The sequence below is a fragment of the Mycobacterium sp. NGS51 genome, assembly GCF_059812525.1.
On record NZ_JCALCV010000004.1, the window covers coordinates 227620 to 248351 of the forward strand.

The window sequence follows — 20732 nt, forward strand, 5'->3', positions numbered from 1 at the left end:
CACGCCGTGTACCTCAAGAGTCTGACGCTCAAGGGCTTCAAGTCCTTTGCCTCGCCGACGACTCTGCGTTTCGAGCCGGGCATCACCGCCGTGGTCGGGCCGAACGGCTCAGGTAAGTCCAACGTGGTCGACGCCCTGGCGTGGGTGATGGGCGAGCAGGGGGCCAAGACGCTGCGCGGCGGCAAGATGGAAGACGTCATCTTCGCCGGCACGTCGTCGCGAGCACCGCTGGGCCGCGCTGAAGTCACGGTCACCATCGACAACTCGGACAACGCGCTGCCGATCGAGTACTCCGAGGTGTCGATCACCCGGCGGATGTTTCGCGACGGCGCCAGCGAATACGAAATCAACGGCAGCGGTTGCCGTTTGATGGATGTCCAGGAGCTGCTGAGCGACTCCGGCATCGGGCGCGAGATGCACGTCATCGTCGGGCAGGGCAAGCTCAACGAGATCCTGGAGTCGCGCCCGGAGGACCGTCGGGCGTTCATCGAGGAAGCCGCCGGGGTGCTCAAGCACCGCAAGCGCAAGGAAAAAGCGGTCCGCAAGCTCGAGGCGATGTCGGCGAACCTGGCGCGGCTGACCGATCTGACCACCGAATTGCGTCGCCAGCTCAAGCCGCTGGGCCGCCAGGCCGAGGTGGCCCGTCGCGCCCAGACCATCCAGGCCGACCTGCGCGACGCGAAGCTGCGGCTGGCCGCCGACGACGTCGTCACCCGGCAGGCCGAGCTCAATGACACCAACGAGGCAGAAGCGGTGTTACGTCGCGAGCACGACGAGGCCGCCACCCGGTGCGCGGTAGCCTCCGACGAGCTGGCCACGCATGAAGACGCGCTGACCCAGCTATCCGACCGCGCTGAACGCGCACAGCAGACCTGGTTTCGGTTGTCCGCGTTGGCCGAAAGGGTCAGCGCGACCATACGGATCGCCAGCGAACGCGCGCAGCATCTCGACGTCGAGCCTGCTACGACCGGTGGTCCGGACCCCGACGCGTTGGAGGCCGAAGCGCAACAGGTGGCGGCACAAGAACAGCGGCTGCTGGCGGAGTTGGCCGGCGCTCGCACCGGGCTGGAGGCCGCCCGGGCGGAGTTGTCGCACCGTGAGCGCAGCGCCGCCGACGCCGAGCAGGCACACCTGGCGGCGGTGCGCGCCGAGGCCGACCGCCGGGAGGGTCTGGCCCGGCTGGCCGGACAAGTCGAAACCATGCGCGCGCGGGTTGAATCGATCGACGACAGCGTCGCCAAGTTGTCGGAGCGCATCGAGGAGGCGGCCACTCGAGCGCAGCACGCGGTGGCGGAGTTCGAAACCGTGCAGAGCCGCGTGGGTGAACTCGATCAGGGCGAGGTAGGCCTCGACGAGCATCACGACCGGATGGTGGCGGCGCTGCGACTGGCCGACGAGCGGGTCGCCGAACTGCAGTCCGCCGAGCGCGGGGCCGAACGTCAGGTGGCGTCGCTGCGGGCCCGCATCGACGCGCTGTCGGTGGGACTCGAGCGCAAGGACGGTGCCGCCTGGCTTACCGAAAACCGCAGTGAAGCAGGTATTTTCGGAACCATCGCGAAGCTGGTCAGGGTTGAGTCCGGCTACCAGACGGCGCTGGCGGCGGTGCTGGGCGCGGCCGCCGACGCCGTGGCCGCCGACAGCGTCGGCGCTGCCCGCTCGGCGGTGACCGCGCTCAAGCAGGCTGACGGCGGACGGGCGGCGATCGTGCTGGGCGACTGGCCGGCCGCAGCCGAACCCGAACGCGCCCCGGCCGCGCTGCCCGACGGTGCCCGCTGGGCGCTGGACCTCATCGAGGCGCCGCCGCGGCTGCGTGGCGCGATGACGGCGATGCTTTCCGGCGTCGCGGTGGTCGCCGATCTGAGCGCGGCGCTGGATCTGGTGGCGGCGAGCCCGCGGTTGCGCGCGGTCACCCACGACGGCGATCTGGTCGGGGCGGGCTGGGTGAGTGGAGGATCAGACCGCAAGCCCTCGACGCTGGAAGTGGCCGGCGAAATCGACAAGGCCGGTGCTGAACTGGCGGCCGCTGAAGCTCAGGTCAACCAGCTATCCGCCGCGCTGTCGGGTGCGCTCAGTGAGCAAGCCACCAGGCAAGACTCCGCCGAGCAGGCGCTGGCCGCGCTCAACGAATCCGATGCCGCGATCTCAGCGATCTACGAACAACTGGGTCGGCTGGGCCAGGAGGCCCGTGCCGCCGACGACGAATGGCGCAGGCTCTTGCACCAGCGCGAGGAGCTGGAGACCGGCCGCGCCCGGACCCTCGAGGAGCTCGGTGAGCTGGAGACCCGGCTACGCAACGCCGAACAGACCCAAGATGTGTCGGCCGCCCAGCCCGTCGACCAGCAGGAGATTGCCGCGGCCCGCACTGGTTTAGAGGCTGCCCGCACCGCCGAAGTGGAAGCCCGGTTGACGGTACGCACTGCCGAGGAGCGTGCCAATGCCGTTCGGGGACGGGCGGATTCGTTGCGCCGAGCCGCCGCCGCCGAACGGGAGGCGCGGCTGCGCGCCCAGCAGGCCCGCGCCGCGCGGGAGCACGCCGCGGCGGTGGCAGCTGCGGTGGCCGACGCCGGGAACCTGCTGGCCGGGCGGCTCAATCAGGTGGTCGGCGCTGCATCGCGCAACCGCGACGCGCTGACTACCGAACGCCAGCAGCGATCGACGGCGATGACGGCGGTGCGCGACGAGGTCAACACGCTGAACGCGCGGATCGCCACGCTGACCGAAGCGCTGCACCGCGACGAAGTGGCCAAGGCGCAGGCGGCGCTGCGCATCGAGCAGCTCGAACAGATGGTTCTCGAACAGTTCGGGATGGCGCCCGATGACCTGGTCGCCGAATACGGTCCCGATGTCGCGCTGCCGCCCACCGAACTCGAGATGGCCGAATACGAGCAGGCTCGCGAGCGCGGGGAGCAGGTCACCGCGCCGGCGCCGATGCCGTTCGACCGGCCCACTCAGGAGCGTCGGGCCAAACGCGCCGAACGTGAGCTGGCCGAACTGGGCCGGGTCAACCCGTTGGCGCTGGAGGAGTTCGCCGCGCTGGAGGAACGCTATAACTTCTTGTCCACCCAGCTCGAGGACGTCAAGGCCGCCCGCAAGGATCTGCTCGACGTCGTCGCCGACGTCGACGCCCGCATCCTGCAGGTGTTCACCGACGCCTATGCCGATGTGGAGCGCGAGTTCCAAGGAGTGTTCGCAAGCCTTTTCCCGGGCGGCGAGGGCCGGCTGCGGCTGACCGATCCCGACGACATGCTGCACACCGGCATCGAGGTGGAGGCCCGCCCGCCCGGCAAGAAGATCAAGCGGCTGTCGCTGCTGTCCGGTGGCGAGAAGTCGCTGACCGCGGTGGCGATGCTGGTGGCGATCTTCAAAGCCCGGCCGTCGCCGTTCTACATCATGGACGAGGTAGAGGCCGCGCTCGACGACACCAACCTGCACCGGCTGCTGCAGCTGTTCGAACAGCTGCGCGCCCAGTCGCAGCTCATCGTCATCACTCACCAGAAGCCGACGATGGAAGTGGCCGACGCGCTGTACGGGGTGACGATGCGCGACGACGGCATCACCGCGGTGATCTCGCAGCGAATGCGCGGCCAGGAGCTGGTCACCGCCGGATAGCGCCGCCGGCGACCGGCCCTCGGTGTTGGGTGTGGCCCCTGGAACAATGGCGTGGTGTCCGAAGCTCTGTGGATCGCCGTCGCGGTCATCGCTGCACTGGTCGTCATCGCCGCACTGATCTTCGGCCTGGTCCGCTACCGCCGGCGACGGATCAGCTTGTCGCAACAGCCCGCAACGCTTGACCGCTCCGGCGGCTACACCACGTCAGCGGGCATTACATTCAGCCAGACAGCGCCGCCGGTCCAGCCGGCCGAGCGCATCGACACCACCGGCCTGCCCGGTGTCGGCGACGACGCCACCATTCCGCGTGACGCCCCGAAGCGCACCGTCGCCGATGTTCAGCTGCCCGAACCCGAGACCGAAACACCGCCGGCGCCGCCCGCGATGCCCGCACTAACAGCGCCGCCAGCACCAACGGCGCCGCCCGCGCCGAAAGCCCCGGACCTTGAGGCGATTGCCCCGGCCGAAGGCCGGTTGGAGCGGCTGCGTGGACGGCTGGCCAGATCGCAGAACGCGTTGGGGCGCAGCATGCTCGGCCTACTGGGCGGCGGGGATCTCGACGAAGACTCCTGGGAGGAGGTTGAAGAGACGCTGTTGGTGGCCGACCTGGGGCCGACGGCCACCACGTCGGTCGTGTCGCGCCTGCGCAGCGAGCTCGCCGGCAAAAACGTGCAGACCGAGGCCGATGCCCGCGCGGTGCTGCGGGAGGTCCTGATCAGCGAGCTGCAACCCGAGTTGGATCGCTCGATCCGTGCGCTGCCGCACGCCGATCATCCGTCGGTGCTGCTGGTGGTCGGTGTCAACGGCACCGGCAAAACCACCACGGTCGGCAAATTGGCGCGGGTGCTGGTCGCCGACGGCCGCCGGGTGGTGCTGGGCGCCGCCGACACGTTCCGCGCCGCTGCGGCCGACCAACTGCAGACCTGGGCCGCCCGGGTGGGCGCCGAAGTGGTACGCGGCGCGGAGGGCGCCGACCCGGCCTCGGTGGCGTTCGATTCGGTCGACAAGGGCATCGCCGCGGGCGCTGACGTCGTCGTCATCGACACCGCGGGCCGATTGCACACCAAGACCGGGCTGATGGACGAACTGGGCAAAGTCAAACGGGTGGTGACGCGCCGCGCGGCCGTCGACGAGGTCCTATTGGTGCTCGACGCGACCATCGGGCAGAACGGCCTGGCGCAGGCGCGGGTGTTCGCCGACGTCGTCGACATCACCGGCGCGGTGCTGACCAAGCTGGACGGAACCGCCAAAGGCGGCATCGTGTTCCGGGTGCAGCAGGAACTAGGCGTGCCGGTCAAACTGGTCGGCCTCGGCGAGGGACCCGACGATCTCGCGCCGTTCGAGCCCGCCGCCTTCGTCGACGCCCTACTGGGCTGACGGGTCGCACCCACCGGCACCGGTGAGCATCCTGTAACGCTGGCGAAACCACGCCGCGTCGGAGCCGAAACAACGACTGCGCATTGTTTGACCAGGTCGTTGGCAGCTTCGGCGAAGGAGGTCTGGGCGCGTGGACCAATACCCGACGATGGGGGTGCCGAACACCGGCGATACCGCCTGGATGCTGGCCAGCTCCGCGCTGGTGCTGTTGATGACACCGGGCCTGGCCTTTTTCTATGGCGGCATGGTCCGCGCCAAGAGCGTGCTGAACATGATCATGATGAGCGTCAGCGCGATGGGCGTGGTGACGGTGCTGTGGGTGCTCTACGGCTACTCGCTGGCCTTCGGCGACGATGTCGGGTCCATCGCGGGCAATCCGACCCAATACTGGGGCTTAAAGGGGCTCATCGGCGTCAATGCCGTCGCAGCCAACCCGGCCACCCACTCGGCGTCCGTCGAGATTCCGCTGGCGGGAACCGTGCCGCAAACTGTGTTCGTCGCATTCCAGCTGATGTTTGCGATCATCACGGTGGCGCTGATCTCCGGAGCTGTGGCCGATCGGTTGAAGTTCGGCAGCTGGATGCTGTTCGCCGCGCTGTGGGCGAGTTTCGTGTACTTCCCGGTCGCGCACTGGGTCTTCGCGTTCGACAAGGTGACGGCGGCGCACGGCGGGTGGATCGCCAACAAGCTGCACGCCATCGACTTCGCGGGCGGTACCGCCGTCCACATCAACGCCGGCACGGCGGGCCTGGTGCTGGCCATCATCCTCGGCAAGCGCAGAGGGTGGCCCGCCATGCCGATGCGGCCGCACAACGTGCCGCTGGTGATGCTCGGCGCCGGTTTGCTGTGGTTCGGCTGGTACGGCTTTAACGCCGGTTCGGCGCTGTCCGCCAACGGGGCCGCCGGCTCGACGTTCATCACCACCACGATCGCGACGGCCGCGGCGATGCTCGGCTGGCTACTCACCGAGCGGATCCGCGACGGCCACGCGACGTCACTTGGGGCCGCGTCGGGCATTGTGGCCGGGCTGGTCGCGATCACCCCATCATGTTCGTCGGTCAACGTAGTTGGCGCACTGGTAATCGGCGTGGTGGCCGGTGTCGCCTGCGCGTTGGCCGTCGGACTGAAATACCGATTCGGGTTTGACGATTCGCTCGACGTGGTCGGGGTGCACCTGGTCGGCGGTCTGGTGGGTACCTTGCTGGTGGGCTTGCTCGCGGCCCCGGAAACGGTTGCCATCGCCGGCGTGGCGGGGGTATCGCCGGGTTTGCTCTATGGCGGCGGTTTCGATCAGCTGTGGCGGCAGACCATCGGCGCAGGCGGTGTTCTCGTCTATTCGGCTATCGGCACCGCTATCTTGGCTCTGATCGTGAAATACACGATCGGACTGCGACTGGGTGCGGAGGATGAAACCTCAGGCATCGACGAAGCTCAACACGCCGAAGGCGGCTACGACTTCGCTGTTGTCCGCAGTTCGGTTATCGCACATCACGACTTAGCGGACGGAGCAGAGGTACACAACGATGAAGCTGATTACCGCGATCGTCAAGCCGTTCACGCTGGAAGACATCAAGGCCAGCCTGGAGGAGGCAGGACAACTGGGGATGACAGTCAGCGAAGTCCAGGGCTACGGACGGCAGAAAGGTCACACTGAGGTTTACCGCGGTGCTGAATACTCGGTTGATTTCGTACCGAAGGTGCGAATCGAGGTCTTGGTCGACGACTTTGCCGCCGACAAGGTCGTCGACAGTATCGTGCGAGCGGCGCGCACCGGCAAGATCGGTGACGGCAAAGTATGGGTCTGCCCCGTGGAAACCGTTGTGCGGGTGCGCACCGGCGAGCGTGGGCCGGATGCGATATGAGGTTCGTTCTGAATTTCTGCCCCCGGCCGGGCAGCCATGAAATCAGGCCGCCCGGGCCCGCCGGGCACGGGTGAGTGGGAGACGGCGACAGGCGGAAGTAGCGGCGCGGCAACCGATTTAGTCTCGGCCCGAGAGGAACTGCTGGCCGCAGCGCCGGGCCAACTGGATTCGCGGGCGCTGCGCAAAGCCTGGGGAGAGTTGCACGAGTCCTGGCTGGCCGCGAAGGCGGCCGAGATCGGTATCACCGCCGGCAGCGGGTTTGCCGTCGTCGCCACCGGTTCGCTGGGCCGTCGCGAACTGCTGCCGTATTCCGACCTGGACCTGATGCTCATGCACGACGACATGCCGGCAGGAATCGTCGAGCAGACCGCTGAGTCCTTGTGGTATCCGCTGTGGAACGCCAACATTCGTCTCGACCACAGCGTGCGCACGGTCGCCGAGACACTGGAGGTCGCGGGTGCGGACATTTCCGCGGGCCTGGCGATGCTCGACATTCGCCACATCACCGGCGATCAGCGGTTGTCGACCCGGCTGATCGACGGTGTGCGCCACCAGTGGCGAACCGGAATACGTTCCCGCTTCGATGAACTCGTCGAGGCGACGCAATCACGGTGGCACCGCAGCGGCGAAATCGCACACCGCGCCGAACCCGACCTGAAATGCGGCCGCGGCGGCCTACGTGACGTTCAGCTGCTCGACGCGCTGGCCATCGCCCAGCTGGCCGACCGCCTCCCATCGGATAGTCCGACAGCCTCGCTGACCGGCGCATACCTCAACCTGCTCGACGTCCGCACCGAACTGCACCGGGTTTCGCGGCGCGGGCATGATCTGCTGCTGGCCCAGTACGCCGACGAGATCAGCGAGGTGCTGCACGTCGGCGACAGATACGACCTATCGCGCATGCTGTCCGACGCGGCCCGGACCATCAGCTACCGCGTCGACGCCGGGTTGCGGACCGCTGCCAACGCGTTGCCGCGCCACGGGATGTCGAGTGTGCGGCGGCGGCTACGCCGACCGCTGGATGACGGCGTGGTCGAGCATGCCGGGGAAGTGGTGCTCGCCCGCCAAGCCCGCCCCGAACGTGATCCCGGTCTGGTGCTGCGTGCGGCGGCTGCATCGGCCGTCACCGGATTACCCATCGCGGCGTCCACGCTGAACCGGTTGGCCCATACTGCAGCGGAACTGCCCACGCCGTGGCCGCGTGAGGCGCTGGACGACCTACTGGTTCTGCTGGCTGCGGGCCCCGCGGTGGTGGCGACGATCGAAGCGCTCGATCGCACCGGTTTGTGGGGCCGGCTATTCCCGGAATGGGCCGCAATCCGCGACCTCCCACCACGTGACGTCGCCCATGTCTGGACAGTGGACCGCCATCTGGTCGAAACTGTCGCTCGCGCAAGGATTTTCACAACCCGAGTGGCACGACCCGACCTACTGGTGCTTGCCGCGCTGCTTCATGACCTCGGGAAGGGCCGCGGCGCCGATCACAGCGTTGTCGGTGCCCAGTTGGCCACTCAGATCGGTACCAGGCTGGGCATGTGGCCCTCCGACGTCGAGATGCTCTCGCGGCTGGTGTTGCATCACCTGCTGCTGTCGAAGATCGCCACCAGACACGACCTGAACGACCCGAAAGTCATTTCCACCGTCGCGGACGCCCTGCACGGGGACCCGGTACTGCTCGACGTGCTGCACGCGCTCACCGAAGCCGACGCGCTGGCCACCGGCCCAGCAGTGTGGAGCGATTGGAAGGCATTGCTGGTCGGGGAGCTGGTGCGGGCCTGCCGGTTGGTGATGGCCGGTGAGCCGTTGCCGCAGCCTGACCCGATCGATCCTGACTATCTGTCGCTGGCAGCAGACCACGGCGTGCATGTCGAGATCCGAAGCGGCGGCGGTCGACGCACCTACCGGGTGACGATGATTGCCCCGGATCAGCGCGGCCTGTTGTCGAAAGCCGCTGGCGTGCTGGCATTGAACAGGCTGCGAGTCCATTCGGCCTCGGTGAACATTCACGACGGTTCGGCCATCAACGAGTTCGTGGTGTCGCCACACTTCGGAGCCCCGCCGGCCACCGGCCTGCTGCGCCAGCAGTTCGTCAACGCCCTGGACGGCGACCTCGACGTCCTCGGCGTGCTGGTGCAGCGTGACGGCGATGCCCGGCCCGTCCGCGACGTGCCGACCGGAGTTCCTGCCGATCTGCCGACCGCCCCGCCACGCGTTTTGTGGTTCGACGGCACGAGCAACCGGCTGACCGTCGAGATTCGCGCCACGGATCGCACCGGCTTGCTTGCGCAGGTGACCGGGGTGTTGGAGCGGGGCGGAGCGGACATCATCTGGGCGAAGGTCGCCACCCGGGGCTCGACGGTCGACGACACGTTCTGCGTCGTGCTGCCCACTGGGGCGGCCGACCAAACCGCCAGCATGCAAGCGGCGATCGAGTGGGAATTGGTCGCGATGTTGCGCGGCGATACCGCCGAAATTCCACCGACCACCTAATTCGGATCCGCCCGGCCGACGCTAATGGCCGGCCAGGTGCTTTGTCGAAGTGAAGGCTGCATTAACTTCGTCATGCTCATGACACATAGCGAGCCAAATTTAGTAAACCTTCCGAGCTGACCGTTAAAAGCCAGTTACCCGCCTATTCATTGGTGGATGAATCCGCAAAACTATGAGTAGGAATGGGTAGCCAACACGCCTACTCGGCGTTTATAAGAAGGGGTCCATGACGTTATGACTACACAGCCCGAATCGTTGTCGGCAGCAGTCAGGAAGCTACAGGACACCGGCGTGGCGGTGGCTGCGCAGAACGCCGCCGTTGCCATTCCCACCAGCGCGGTACACCCGGCCGGCGCCGACGCAGTGTCGGCAGTGACCGCGGCGCAGTTCGCGCTGCACGGTGAGATGTACCAAGCGGTCAGCGCCCAGGCCAAAGCCATTCACGAGATGTTCACCAGCATCCTGGCCCAGGCGGACAACGCCGCCGTCGACAGCTAAAACAGCTAAAAGGGCCCGTCGACCTCATGCTCACGGGGCCGCAGCCGCCCCCGCGCGATGTGGCTGACCATTGCGTCGTCAGACGAAGACCGGTTTGGGCATCACCGTGGGTTTGAAGCCGTAGCGCGGGGCACCGAAGCCAAAGCCGCCGCGCCCGGCCGAAGCCGCCGACGGCATTCCGGCCGGCACGGTGGCCACCGCGGCGCTTTCCTCGGCGGCGGCCGTCCAACCGCTGCCCGCCAGCGTCGCAGCACCAGTGCCGGCCGGGGTGGCCGCAGACCAACCCGCAGGCACCGACAACCCGCCGACCGAGGACGCCTGGCCCAGGCCCGCCAATATCGGCGCACCGCCCAAGCCGACAGAGCCGGCTGGGCCTGCTGCGCCCGCGAGCATCGTGCCCAAGCCCGCGCCCAGGCCCTCCGCACCGGCAGCTTCGGCGGCAACGGCCGCGGGCGCGCTGCCGGCCAGGGTATGCCCAAGTGATACCGCGTTCGGGATGGCGGCCATGACGAACCAGGCCGCCGTATTGACCGCCCCGTTCGTGGCATTCGACACCAACGGAATGCCCATGAAACTGTCGAGCGCCGCCATGAACCCCGTGGGCCCCGCCGTCGCCGCCATGGGCGTGGCCAGTTGTTGCATGGTGCTGGGCAAGTTGGTGACCAGCTGGGAGAGACCGGTTTGGGTGCTGGCGGTAGAGGCTTGGGTGACTGCCGCGGCTTGGGCCGTCAGCCCGGCGGGATTGGTGGTGGGCGCCGGGGAGGTCAGCGGTTGCAAAATTCCGGCGCTGGCCGAAGCAGCGGCGTACCCGTACATGGCGGCGGCGTCTTGGGCCCACATCTCGGCGTAGAGGGCCTCGGTGGCTGCGATGGCCGCGGTGTTTTGACCGAGGAAGTTGGTGGCAACAAGTACGGCCAGCTGAGCCCGGTTGGCAGCGATCACCGGCGGAGGCACGGTCATCGCGAAGGCGGCCTCGTAGGCGGCCGCTGAGGCCATGGCCTGGACAGCGGCATGTTCGGCAGCCGCGGCGGTGGTGTTCATCCAGGCCAGATAGGGAGCGGTCGCGGCGGCCATGGCTGCGGAGGCCGGTCCCAGCCATTCCTCGCCGCTCAGCATGGAGATCACCGACTCATACGACGCCGCGGTGGCGGCCAGCTCGGCACCCAGGCCGTTCCAGGATGCCGCGGCGGCCATCATCGGTGCGGGGCCCGGGCCGGCGTAGATGCGGGCGGAGTTGATCTCAGGGGGTAACGCGGCGAAATCCATGTTTGCGCTCGTTTCTGGGTTGGCGACGCGGAGTGGTTCCTAGACGACGGCAGGTTTGGGCATGACGGTCGGTTTGACGCCGTAGCGTGGTGCGCCAAAGCCGAAGCCACCCCGCCCGGCGCTGGCTGCCGATGGCACCCCGGCCGGCACCGTGCTCACCGGAGTGCTGTGCGGGGCAGCGCTGGTCCAGCCCGCACCGGTCAACGTCGCGGGGGTCGCGCCGGACACTGGGGCGGTTACCCCGGCCCAACTGGGCGGCACCGAGAGCCGGCCGACCGAAGAGGCCTGACCCACCGCCGCCATCGGCGCCGCGATGCCGCCGGCAGCCGCCGGCTGCGCCGAGCCGGCCAGGAGTGCCCCATCCAAACCGCCCGCACCGACAGCGTCGGCGTCGGCAGCCAGCTCGGCGGGGGCATCAAACAGACCGCCGCCGGCCATCCCGAGCAGGTTCGAGCAGGCAGAAGCCCAGTTTCCCCCGCCGATATTGAAGATGTTGGCCATGTTGCTGGACAGGCCCCCGGGCCCCGTCCCACCGAGGATGTCGGTGAGCCACGACAACGGGTCCGACCCCGATGACCCCGAAATCCCGCCGAGCAGTCCGGATACTCCCGACGAAGATGCGGCCGCGACCGAGTTGGCGGTCTCGGTCTCGCCATACGAACCCGCGCTGATCCCCAGCGTGTGCACGAACATCTCGTGAATCGCCGTGGCTTGGGCGCTGACTTGTTGGTACAAGGTGCCGTAGGCGGCGAACTGAGTCGCCTGCAACGCCGACACCTGGTCAGCGGCTGCCGGGACCACGCCCGTGGTCGGCGCTGCCGCCGCCGCGTTCTGCGCGGCCATGGCCGAGCCGATTCCCTGCAACGTGCCTGCCGCGGCGGCCAACGCTTCGGGATGTGTAGTCACAAAAGACATGGAGTTCTCCTCATAATGCGCGCCATCCGAAAATGGGTGGCCGACTGTTGGCGCTCGACCCATTGCACGTGCATGAGGTTTCCGCAGATTGGCCCAAAAGAATGGTGCGGTAACGGCCTTTTAACAGCTATGCCCGGAAGCTTAACGAAATGCGATGGCCTGTGAGGATTCGGCAATTGCCCTTTAAAGGGCTCGACTCCGAACAGTAACCGTTGGATTTCTTTAACACCACAGTTACATTTTTGCGAGGGCAGTAATTGTTGGGATTTGCTCCAGCAGTGCCAGCCCGCGTCGGACGGCTGCCGCCATCCCGGCCAGCATCGTCGCCCGGCGGCGTCCGGCTAGCATGGCGACGTGTTTGAATCGCTGTCCGACCGCCTCACCGGTGCACTGCAGGGGCTGCGCGGCAAGGGCCGGCTGACCGACGCCGACATCGACGCCACCACCCGCGAGATCCGGCTGGCGCTGCTGGAAGCCGACGTGTCGCTGCCGGTGGTGCGCGGTTTCGTCAACCGGATCAAAGACCGCGCCAAGGGCGCCGAGGTCTCCGCGGCGCTCAACCCTGCGCAGCAGGTCGTCAAGATCGTCAACGAAGAACTCATCGGCATCCTGGGCGGCCAGACCCGCCAATTGGCGTTCGCCAAGACCCCGCCGACCGTGGTGATGCTGGCCGGCCTGCAAGGCTCCGGTAAGACGACACTCGCCGGAAAGCTCGCCGCGTGGCTGCGCGGCCAGGGCCACACTCCGCTGCTGGTGGCCTGCGATCTGCAGCGGCCGGGCGCCGTCAACCAGTTGCGCATCGTCGGCGAACGGGCCGGCGTCGCGGTGTTCGCCCCGCATCCGGGCACCTCCGTTGAAGCGGACCCGACGCAGCAGGCCGGCCCCGGTGATCCGGTCGCCGTGGCCGCGGCCGGACTTACTGAGGCGCAGACCAAGCATTTCGACGTCGTCGTCGTCGACACCGCCGGGCGGCTGGGCATCGACGACGAGCTGATGACCCAGGCCGCCGCCATCCGCGCGGCCATCGACCCCGACGAGGTGCTGTTCGTTCTCGACGCGATGATCGGCCAGGACGCCGTCACCACCGCCGAGGCGTTTCGCGAGGGCGTCGGTTTCACCGGCGTGGTGCTGACCAAGCTGGATGGCGACGCTCGCGGTGGTGCCGCGCTGTCGGTTCGCGAAGTAACCGGTGTGCCAATCCTTTTCGCGTCTACCGGCGAGAAGCTGGAGGACTTCGACGTCTTCCATCCCGACCGGATGTCCAGTCGCATCCTGGGCATGGGCGACGTGCTGAGCCTGATCGAACAGGCCGAGCAGGTCTTCGATGCGCAACAGGCCGAGGCCGCCGCGGTCAAGATCGGGTCCGGCGAGCTGACGTTGGAGGATTTCCTCGAACAGATGCTGGCGATCCGCAAGATGGGTCCGATCGGCAACTTGTTGGGCATGCTGCCCGGCGCCGGCCAGATGAAGGACGCGCTGGCCGCCGTCGACGACAAGCAACTCGACCGGCTGCAGGCCATCATCCGGGGGATGACCCCACAGGAGCGGGCCGATCCCAAGATCATCAACGCGTCGCGCCGGCTGCGCATCGCCAACGGGTCCGGGGTGGCGGTGTCAGACGTCAACCAGCTCGTCGACCGTTTCTTCGAGGCCCGCAAGATGATGTCGTCGATGGTGGGCTCGATGGGAATCCCCGGCCTTGGCCGTAAGTCATCAGGCCGCAAGGGTGGAAAAGCAAAAGCCGGCAAGGGGAAAAAGAACAAGAAGCGCGGACCGACGCCACCCAAGGCACGGAGTCCCTTCGGGCCCGGGATGCCCGCGATGCCCGCCGGTTTCCCCGACTTGACCCAGATGCCCGAGGGCCTCGACGAATTGCCGCCCGGCTTGGCCGATTTCGACTTGTCCAAGCTGAAGTTCCCGGGCAAGAAGTAACCGCATGGGGCTCCATGTGCGCGGCCGCGGGTTACCCGACGGCGAACCGGTGCAGTGGTGGATCGCCGACGGAAAGCTCAGCGCCGAGCCGGTGACCGACGCCGACACCGTTTTCGACGGCGGCTGGATCATCCCCGGGCTCGTCGACGCGCACTGCCACCTCGGCATAGGTCCCGATGGACCGGTCGGAATTGACGAGGCCATCCGGTACGCCGAGACCGAGCGCCGCGCCGGGGTGTTGCTCCTACGCGACCCCGGAGTGCCGATCGACACCCGGGGCCTCGACGACCGTGACGACCTGCCCCGCATCATCCGTGCCGGGCGTCATCTGGCCCGGCCCAAGCGCTATATAGCAGGCTTGCCGATCGACATCGAAGACGAGGCACAGCTTCCCGCAGCGGTGGCCGAACAGGCGCGGCACGGCGACGGCTGGGTCAAGTTGATCGGCGACTGGATCGACCGCGCGGTGGGCGATTTGGCGCCGTTGTGGTCCGACGACGTACTCAAGGCGGCGATCGACACCGCGCACGCCCACGGCGCGCGGGTGACCGCCCATGTTTTCGGCGAAGACGCCCTGCCGGGACTGATCAACGCCGGCATCGACTGCATCGAGCACGGCACCGGGCTCACCGACGACACCGTCGAGTTGATGCTCGAACACAACACCGCCCTGGTGCCGACGCTGATCAACGTCGAGAACTTTCCCGGCATCGCCGATTCCGCCGGGAAGTACCCGGTGTATGCCGCTCATATGCGTGACCTGTACGCAAAGAGCAAGCAGCGACTGTCCGCGGCGCGCGAGGCCGGCGTACCCATCTACGCCGGCAGTGACGCAGGAGGCATGGTCAGCCACGGCCGGATCGCCGACGAGGTCGACGCGCTCACCGGCATCGGGATGACTACCACCGAGGCGCTCGGCGCTGCCTGCTGGGACGCCCGCCGTTGGTTGGGGCGCCCGGGCCTGGAGCCCGGCGCATCCGCAGACCTGTTGTGCTACCGCGACGATCCCCGCCGCGGCGCGGCCGTGCTGAACCGGCCGGACGTGCTGATCCTGCGTGGGCGGGTGTTCTGACCGGCACATCCGGCGACGGCCCGTTAGCATCGAAGGATGTCGTTGGCCACCGGCGCGACGTTTGCTGGATACACCATCCAGAAAATCCTGGGCTTCGGCGGGATGGGCGAGGTCTACCTGGCTCGGCATTCCACGCTGCCGCGTGAGTTCGCCTTGAAGGTGCTGCCTGCGGCAGCGTCGGCCGACGACGGGTTGCGCCAGAGGTTCACCGCCGAGACGTCGGCGGTGACGACGCTGTATCACCCGAACATCGTCGAGGTGGCCGACCGCGGTGAATACGACGGCCACCTGTGGGTCGCGATGGATTACGTCAACGGCATCACCGCGGCCCAGCTCGTCGCCGACCGTTACCCGGCCGGCATGCCGGCCGGTGAAGCCCTTGCCGTCGTCGCCGCCGCGGCCGGCGCGCTCGACTACGCCCACCGACGGGGAATCCTGCACCGCGGCGTCAAACCCACCAACATCGTGCTCACCGATCCGCAGGACGGTGAACAACGGATCCTGTTGACCGACTTCGGACTAGCCCGATATTCGGCGCAGCAGCGCGAAACGGCCGCCTATGCCGCGCCGGAACAGCTGACTGGCGGACCGATCGACGGGCGCGCCGATCAGTACGGTTTGGCGGCAACCGCCTATTACCTGTTCACCGGTGGCCCGCCGCAGCATTCCGGCTTCGCGCCGTCGAAGCTCAGTGACCGGCGCCCCGAGCTGGCGCGGCTCGACGAGGTACTGGCCACCGCTATGGCCAACAATCCTGCCGACCGGTTCGGTCGCTGCAGCGAGTTCGCCGCGGCCCTCTCCGAGCGTGCCGGCGGGTGGATGGGCGATCGCAGCACCGAAGCCTTCTTCACCGTCGTCGACTATCCCGACGACCCGGAGCCCGAGACAGCCGCTGCAACAGCGCCGGTACCGGCGAAGCGCACCCGGCGCTGGACTTTGCTGGGATCCGCGGCCGGCGCGGCGCTGCTGCTCTTATTCACCGGTCTGCTGGCCGGCATCATGATCGGCCGAAAACACGACGCGTCGCCCGCACAGGCGGGCGGCCCCTCGATGCCTCAGCCTCCGGCGGCCATCCCGACGAGCAGCGCGCCCGCGCTGCCTCCGGCGGGCCAACAGCTCGATGGCACCTACCAAGTAGACGTCAACCGCGCCCAGCAGACGTTCAACGACCGCCCTGATCCGCAACCACCCAACGTGACGACATGGTGGGCATTCCACTCGTCGTGCACGCCGACTGGTTGCGTTGCCACCGGGATCCAACTCGACGACCAGGACCACCAGAACCCACACCGAACAGCCGGGCTTCGGCCACTTGTCTTCGATTTCCACGACGGCGCCTGGCGGTCACGCCCGGAAACGCTGCAGTTCCCCTGCGTCGGACCCAACGGAGCGGCGGATAAGCAAACCATGACCCAGGTGTTGTCACTTGAGCCGCAGAGTCACGGCCCGTTGCGCGGCGTGATGACGGTGACGGTCCAAACCGATGAATGCGGCCAGCAGGGCGGCCGGATCGTGATTCCGGCGGTGGCCGGACGGCTGGGGCCGGTGGCGCCTGGGGTCACGGTGCCCGGCGTCCCACCGGTCGCGGAATCTCCGGCTTCGAGTACGTCGAGCCCGCCCACGTCGTCCAGCCAAACCCCGGCCAAGCCGGGCGGCTGAACTTCCAGCACTCAAAAGATTGTGAGTGCTTACTATCTATGTTAGGGTGGGCAGCAGCGAGGACGATGCAGAGGAGCGGCGCTATGACCCGCCCGGCGACGATGCAGAGCGAAAGCGATGAGGAGGAGCGGCGCTATGACCTACGACGTGATCGTGCGCGACGGCTTGTGGTTCGACGGCACCGGTAACCCACCACAGATCCGCACACTGGGCATTCGCGATGGCGTCGTGGCAGCGATTTCGGCCGGCGCGCTCGACGAGACCGGCTGCCCCGAGGTGATCGACGCCGCAGGCAAATGGGTCGTCCCCGGCTTCATCGATGTGCACACGCACTACGACGCCGAGGTACTGCTGGATCCCGGATTGCGGGAATCGGTGCGACACGGGGTCACCACGGTGCTGTTGGGCAACTGCTCGCTGTCGACCGTCTACGCCGACTCCGCTGATGCCGCCGACTTGTTCGCCCGGGTTGAGGCGGTGCCCCGCGAATTTGTGCTCGGTGCGCTGGAAGACAAGAAGACCTGGTCGCGGCCCGCTGACTACGTCCGGGCACTGGATGCACTGCCGCTGGGGCCGAATGTGGGCTCGCTGCTGGGGCATTCGGATCTGCGGACGGCGGTGCTGGGGCTGGACCGCGCCACCGACGACACCACCAGGCCGACCGACGCCGAGCTCGACCGGATGGCGGCCATGCTGGGCGAGGCGCTCGACGCCGGGCTGCTCGGCATGTCCGGGATGGACGCGGCCATCGACAAACTCGACGGTGACCGCTACCGATCACGGGCCTTGCCGTCGACGTTCGCGACCTGGCGGGAGCGCCGAAAGCTGATCAATGTCCTGCGCAAGCGCGGCCGGATTCTGCAGAGCGCTCCCGATGTCGCCAATCCGCTCTCGGGGCTGCTGTTCTTTTTGTCCAGTAGCGGATTGTTCGGACGCCGCAAGGGAGTTCGGATGAGCTTGCTGGTGTCGACCGATGCGAAGTCGATGCCGGGAGCGGCGACCGTCTTCGGGCCGATCATCCGGCTGCTTAACGCCGTCCTTGGCGCCAGTGTGCGCTTCCAGCATCTTCCGGTGCCGTTCGAGCTGTATTCCGACGGCATCGATCTGCCGGTCTTCGAAGAGTTCGGGGCGGGCACCGCGGCGCTGCACCTCCGCGATCAACTGGAGCGCAATGCGCTGCTGAAGGACACCGAATACCGTCGCAACTTCCGGCGTGAATTCGACCGCCGCAAGCTCGGACCGACGTTGTGGCACCGCGACTTTCACGAAGCGGTGATCGTCGAATGCCCCGACAAGGCGTTGGTCGGCAAGAGCTTCGGGCAGATCGCCGACGAGCGCGGGCTGCACCCGCTCGATGCATTCCTCGACGTACTCGTCGACAACGGCGAGCGCAATGTCCGGTGGACCACCATCGTGGCCAACCACCGGCCCAAGCAGCTCAATAAGCTGGCCGCAGATCCCAGCATCCACATGGGGTTTTCCGATGCCGGCGCACATCTGCGCAACATGGCGTTCTACAACTACGGTGTGCGACTGCTCAAGCGCACGCTGGACGCCAAGCAGGCGGGGGCGCCGTTCCTCACCCTCGAACATGCCGTACACCGGCTGACCGCCGAGGTCGCCGACTGGTTCGGTCTGGACGCCGGCACGCTGCGGCAAGGCGACCGTGGCGACTTCGCGGTGATCGATCCGGCCGGTCTCGACGAGTCGGTGGACGGCTACTACGAGGAGAAGGTGCCGTTCTACGGCAATCTGAGCCGGATGGTGAATCGCAACGACGCCGCCGTCGTCGCTACCGGGGTCGGCGGTGAGATTGTGTTCCGCAACGGCCGCTTCCGCGACGGCTACGGCACAACGGTGAAGTCCGGCCGATTCCTGCGTGCGGGCACCCGTCAACTACAGCAGGCGTGAGATGGCCCGCACCCAGCAGCAGCGCCGCGAGGAGACGGTCGCGCGACTGCTCGACGCCAGCATCGCGACGATCACCGAAGTCGGCTACGCCCGCGCGTCGGCCGCGGTGATCACCAAGCGCGCCAATGTATCTGTGGGCGCGCTGTTTCGACACTTCGACACCATGGGCGATTTCATGGCGGCCACCGCCTACGAAGTGATGCGCCGCCAGCTCGACGAATTCAGCAAAAAGGTCGCCGAAATACCCTCCGACAAGCCGGTTCTGGAGGCCGCCCTGGCGATCCTGCGCGATCTCACAGCAAATTCCACGAATACCGTGATGTATGAACTCATGGTTGCCGCCCGTACCGACGAGAAACTCAAAGCCACGTTGCAAAACGTCCTGGCACAGTATGGGGCCAAGATCCACGATGCCGCGAAGGCACTACCCGGCGCCGACAACATCCCCGACGATGTATTCCCGGCGTTGGTGGCAGTGCTGACCAACACCTTCGACGGGGCCGCGCTGGTGCGGGCGGTGTTGCCGCAACCCGAAATCGAAGCTCAGCGGATCGCGCTATTGGCGTCACTGTTGAGCGGAATGTACGTCGCCGACGCCGCAGCGGGTTAGGGCCCCGGCTATATCCCGGAAAGCCTGCTCAGCGCATCGTCCAGGGTGCGGCACAGCGACATGATCTCGTTGAGGCCCAACAGGGTGAGTGGCCGATGGGTGGCCGGCCCGTCGGCGACAACGGCGAAGCGATCCGTGTCGCCGATGTTTTCGTGGGCGGTGATGATGACACTGATCCCCGCCGAGCCGAGGAACTCCACCCGGGAGAGGTCGACAACCAAACCGGCCGGGCTTTTCGCCAGCGCAGCATCAAGCGCCTCGGTCAACCAGGGCGCGCTGAGCATGTCCACGCTGCCGCTGACGGCGACCACAGCCAACTGATCAACCCAGTGCTCGTCGACGTTGAAGTCGTTTTTGCCGGGCTGCGGTGTGGAACCCGGTGGAGCCTGCTGGTGTTCGGCCATCATTTTCCTCGTTCCTTGCACGCGTGTGCGCGGCATGCTCGCGGCGCCGGCATGTTCGGCCGTGGGCTGTGGCCTCAACCCCATAACCAGCGCCGACGGCTGCCGACGCACACCGTGCACCCGACTCGCGGACAACAGGATGTCACGGCATCAGAAGACTAGCCCACAAAGCTGCACTCCACCGGGGAGGGGAGCGGTTTCGGAGCGTCGCTGCACTCAGAGGGCGCCGATGCCCGACTGGGGGCCCAGCGCGAAGCCCCAGTCGAGCAGGCTCGCGGCCTGATCCCAGTAGGACGGGCCGCCCTCGCGGACCAGTCCGTACATCATCGCGATCACCAACCGGCGGCCGTCGCGCGCGGCGGCGCCGACGAACGTCTTGCGGGCGGCGTCGGTGAAGCCGGTCTTGCCGCCGATCGCGCCCGGATACCGGTAGAGCAACTCGTCCTGGTTGACGATCTGGTGTTCGCCGTGGATCCCGGGGCCCGCCGGAAAGGGGGCTGACGGCTGGGCAGTAATCTGCGCGAACACCGGGTTGGCCAGCGCCGCGCGGAAGATAACCGCCAGGTCGTGCGCGGTCGAGGCGCCCGAACCGCCGGGCCCGTCCAGTCCGGAGGGGGTCGCCGCGTGGGTGCTTGTCGCGCCCAGGGCGCCGGCCTTGGCGTTCATCTTGGCCACTGCGGTCTGTTGGCCGCCCAGCATCCGCGCCAGCGTGTTCGCGGCGTCATTGCCCGACACCAGCAGCAGACCGTCCAGCAGCTGGCGTGCCGTGTAGGTGCGGCCGGCTTTGACGCCGACGCAGTTGCACTCGACGTGGGTGTCGGTTTCGTCGGCGACCACGGTGGAATCCAGGCTCAGCTCGTCGAGGGCGACCAGCGCCAGCAACACTTTGATGGTGCTGGCCGGTGGGTGTCCGACGTTCTCGTCGCGCGCGGCCAGCACCCGGCCGGAATCGAGGTCGGCGACGATCCACGTCTGTGCCGGTCCATCCGGGATGGGCACCGAGCCGACGGGTTGCACGCTGGTATCAGCCCACGCCGTCGTGGTGGATGCGCTGAGCGCGGTGAGGACAGCCGCGATCGCGGCGACAAGCCTGCGCATGGGCGGTCAGCCTAACGTCGGGTCGCCAT

At 67.5% G+C, this 20732-nt stretch carries 15 protein-coding genes and 1 pseudogene; 11 read left to right on the forward strand and 5 right to left on the reverse strand.

Annotated elements, in window-relative coordinates:
- Positions 1 to 6 precede the first annotated feature (6 nt).
- The 6 genes from smc (at position 7) to AC5Y5W_RS07270 (ending at position 9836) form a co-directional block, all read left to right on the forward strand.
- Positions 7 to 3609 carry a chromosome segregation protein SMC gene (gene smc, locus AC5Y5W_RS07245; RefSeq protein WP_500009152.1) on the forward strand — a complete coding sequence of 1201 codons (3603 nt, stop codon included), beginning with the start codon at positions 7 to 9 and terminating at the stop codon, positions 3607 to 3609.
- A gap of 54 nt (positions 3610 to 3663) precedes the next feature.
- On the forward strand, positions 3664 to 4986 hold the full coding sequence (ftsY, locus tag AC5Y5W_RS07250; RefSeq protein WP_500009153.1) for a signal recognition particle-docking protein FtsY: 1323 nt from the start codon (positions 3664 to 3666) through the stop codon (positions 4984 to 4986).
- A 130-nt stretch (positions 4987 to 5116) separates the two neighbouring features.
- A complete protein-coding gene (locus AC5Y5W_RS07255; protein WP_500009154.1) occupies positions 5117 to 6640 on the forward strand; it encodes an ammonium transporter in 1524 nt (507 codons plus the stop codon).
- A complete protein-coding gene (locus AC5Y5W_RS07260; RefSeq protein ID WP_499886305.1) occupies positions 6567 to 6848 on the forward strand; it encodes a P-II family nitrogen regulator in 282 nt (93 codons plus the stop codon). The genes AC5Y5W_RS07255 and AC5Y5W_RS07260 overlap by 74 nt, the downstream gene beginning before the upstream one ends.
- Positions 6849 to 6884: 36 nt before the next feature.
- Positions 6885 to 9338, forward strand: a complete 2454-nt coding sequence (locus AC5Y5W_RS07265) for a [protein-PII] uridylyltransferase (RefSeq protein ID WP_500009156.1) — start codon at positions 6885 to 6887, stop codon at positions 9336 to 9338.
- Between the two features lie 234 nt (positions 9339 to 9572).
- Positions 9573 to 9836, forward strand: a complete 264-nt coding sequence (locus AC5Y5W_RS07270) for a PE family protein (RefSeq protein WP_499885423.1) — start codon at positions 9573 to 9575, stop codon at positions 9834 to 9836.
- 78 nt (positions 9837 to 9914) lie between these two features.
- Here AC5Y5W_RS07270 and AC5Y5W_RS07275 read toward each other — a convergent pair whose 3' ends face one another.
- The 3 genes and pseudogenes from AC5Y5W_RS07275 to AC5Y5W_RS07285 form a co-directional block, all read right to left on the reverse strand.
- Positions 9915 to 11102: a PPE family protein gene (locus AC5Y5W_RS07275; protein ID WP_500009157.1), complete on the reverse strand. Its 1188-nt coding sequence runs from the start codon at positions 11100 to 11102 to the stop codon at positions 9915 to 9917.
- A 39-nt stretch (positions 11103 to 11141) separates the two neighbouring features.
- Positions 11142 to 11603 carry a PE/PPE C-terminal domain-containing protein gene (locus tag AC5Y5W_RS07280; protein ID WP_500009346.1) on the reverse strand — a complete coding sequence of 154 codons (462 nt, stop codon included), beginning with the start codon at positions 11601 to 11603 and terminating at the stop codon, positions 11142 to 11144.
- 120 nt (positions 11604 to 11723) lie between these two features.
- Positions 11724 to 12017 (reverse strand): annotated as a pseudogene (locus AC5Y5W_RS07285) (PE family protein); the annotation flags it as partial.
- A 354-nt stretch (positions 12018 to 12371) separates the two neighbouring features.
- Between AC5Y5W_RS07285 and ffh the strand changes: the two are divergent.
- The 5 genes from ffh to AC5Y5W_RS07310 all read left to right on the forward strand — a co-directional run bounded on the left by ffh (position 12372) and on the right by AC5Y5W_RS07310 (position 19201).
- The gene (ffh, locus tag AC5Y5W_RS07290; RefSeq protein ID WP_500009158.1) at positions 12372 to 13949 is read left to right on the forward strand and encodes a signal recognition particle protein; all 1578 of its coding nucleotides are present in this window, start codon (positions 12372 to 12374) and stop codon (positions 13947 to 13949) included.
- Between the two features lie 4 nt (positions 13950 to 13953).
- Entirely contained in the window at positions 13954 to 15021 is a 1068-nt protein-coding gene (locus AC5Y5W_RS07295) for a metal-dependent hydrolase family protein (RefSeq protein ID WP_500009159.1), read from the forward strand.
- Positions 15022 to 15057: 36 nt separating this feature from the next.
- Positions 15058 to 16680, forward strand: a complete 1623-nt coding sequence (locus AC5Y5W_RS07300; protein ID WP_500009160.1) for a serine/threonine-protein kinase — start codon at positions 15058 to 15060, stop codon at positions 16678 to 16680.
- A gap of 117 nt (positions 16681 to 16797) precedes the next feature.
- Entirely contained in the window at positions 16798 to 18591 is a 1794-nt protein-coding gene (locus tag AC5Y5W_RS07305; RefSeq protein ID WP_500009161.1) for an N-acyl-D-amino-acid deacylase family protein, read from the forward strand.
- A gap of 1 nt (position 18592) precedes the next feature.
- A complete protein-coding gene (locus AC5Y5W_RS07310; RefSeq protein ID WP_500009162.1) occupies positions 18593 to 19201 on the forward strand; it encodes a TetR/AcrR family transcriptional regulator in 609 nt (202 codons plus the stop codon).
- An 8-nt stretch (positions 19202 to 19209) separates the two neighbouring features.
- On the opposite strand, the gene AC5Y5W_RS07315 is transcribed toward AC5Y5W_RS07310, so the two are convergent.
- Positions 19210 to 19608, reverse strand: coding sequence for an STAS domain-containing protein (locus tag AC5Y5W_RS07315; RefSeq protein WP_499987269.1), 399 nt, complete (start codon positions 19606 to 19608; stop codon positions 19210 to 19212).
- Positions 19609 to 19821: 213 nt separating this feature from the next.
- The gene (locus AC5Y5W_RS07320) at positions 19822 to 20703 is read right to left on the reverse strand and encodes a D-alanyl-D-alanine carboxypeptidase family protein (RefSeq protein ID WP_500009164.1); all 882 of its coding nucleotides are present in this window, start codon (positions 20701 to 20703) and stop codon (positions 19822 to 19824) included.
- Positions 20704 to 20732 lie beyond the last annotated feature (29 nt).

What these genes read in the sequence shown, in the direction of transcription:
- AC5Y5W_RS07295 (WP_500009159.1), top strand. Translation starts at nt 13,954, where the DNA reads ATGGGGCTCCATGTGCGCGGCCGCGGGTTACCCGACGGCGAACCGGTG.
- AC5Y5W_RS07320 (WP_500009164.1), bottom strand. Translation starts at nt 20,703, where the DNA reads ATGCGCAGGCTTGTCGCCGCGATCGCGGCTGTCCTCACCGCGCTCAGC.
- AC5Y5W_RS07315 (WP_499987269.1), bottom strand. Translation starts at nt 19,608, where the DNA reads ATGATGGCCGAACACCAGCAGGCTCCACCGGGTTCCACACCGCAGCCC.
- AC5Y5W_RS07275 (WP_500009157.1), bottom strand. Translation starts at nt 11,102, where the DNA reads ATGGATTTCGCCGCGTTACCCCCTGAGATCAACTCCGCCCGCATCTAC.
- AC5Y5W_RS07300 (WP_500009160.1), top strand. Translation starts at nt 15,058, where the DNA reads ATGTCGTTGGCCACCGGCGCGACGTTTGCTGGATACACCATCCAGAAA.
- AC5Y5W_RS07280 (WP_500009346.1), bottom strand. Translation starts at nt 11,603, where the DNA reads ATGGCCAACATCTTCAATATCGGCGGGGGAAACTGGGCTTCTGCCTGC.
- AC5Y5W_RS07270 (WP_499885423.1), top strand. Translation starts at nt 9,573, where the DNA reads ATGACTACACAGCCCGAATCGTTGTCGGCAGCAGTCAGGAAGCTACAG.
- AC5Y5W_RS07310 (WP_500009162.1), top strand. Translation starts at nt 18,593, where the DNA reads ATGGCCCGCACCCAGCAGCAGCGCCGCGAGGAGACGGTCGCGCGACTG.
- AC5Y5W_RS07265 (WP_500009156.1), top strand. Translation starts at nt 6,885, where the DNA reads ATGAAATCAGGCCGCCCGGGCCCGCCGGGCACGGGTGAGTGGGAGACG.
- AC5Y5W_RS07305 (WP_500009161.1), top strand. Translation starts at nt 16,798, where the DNA reads ATGAGGAGGAGCGGCGCTATGACCTACGACGTGATCGTGCGCGACGGC.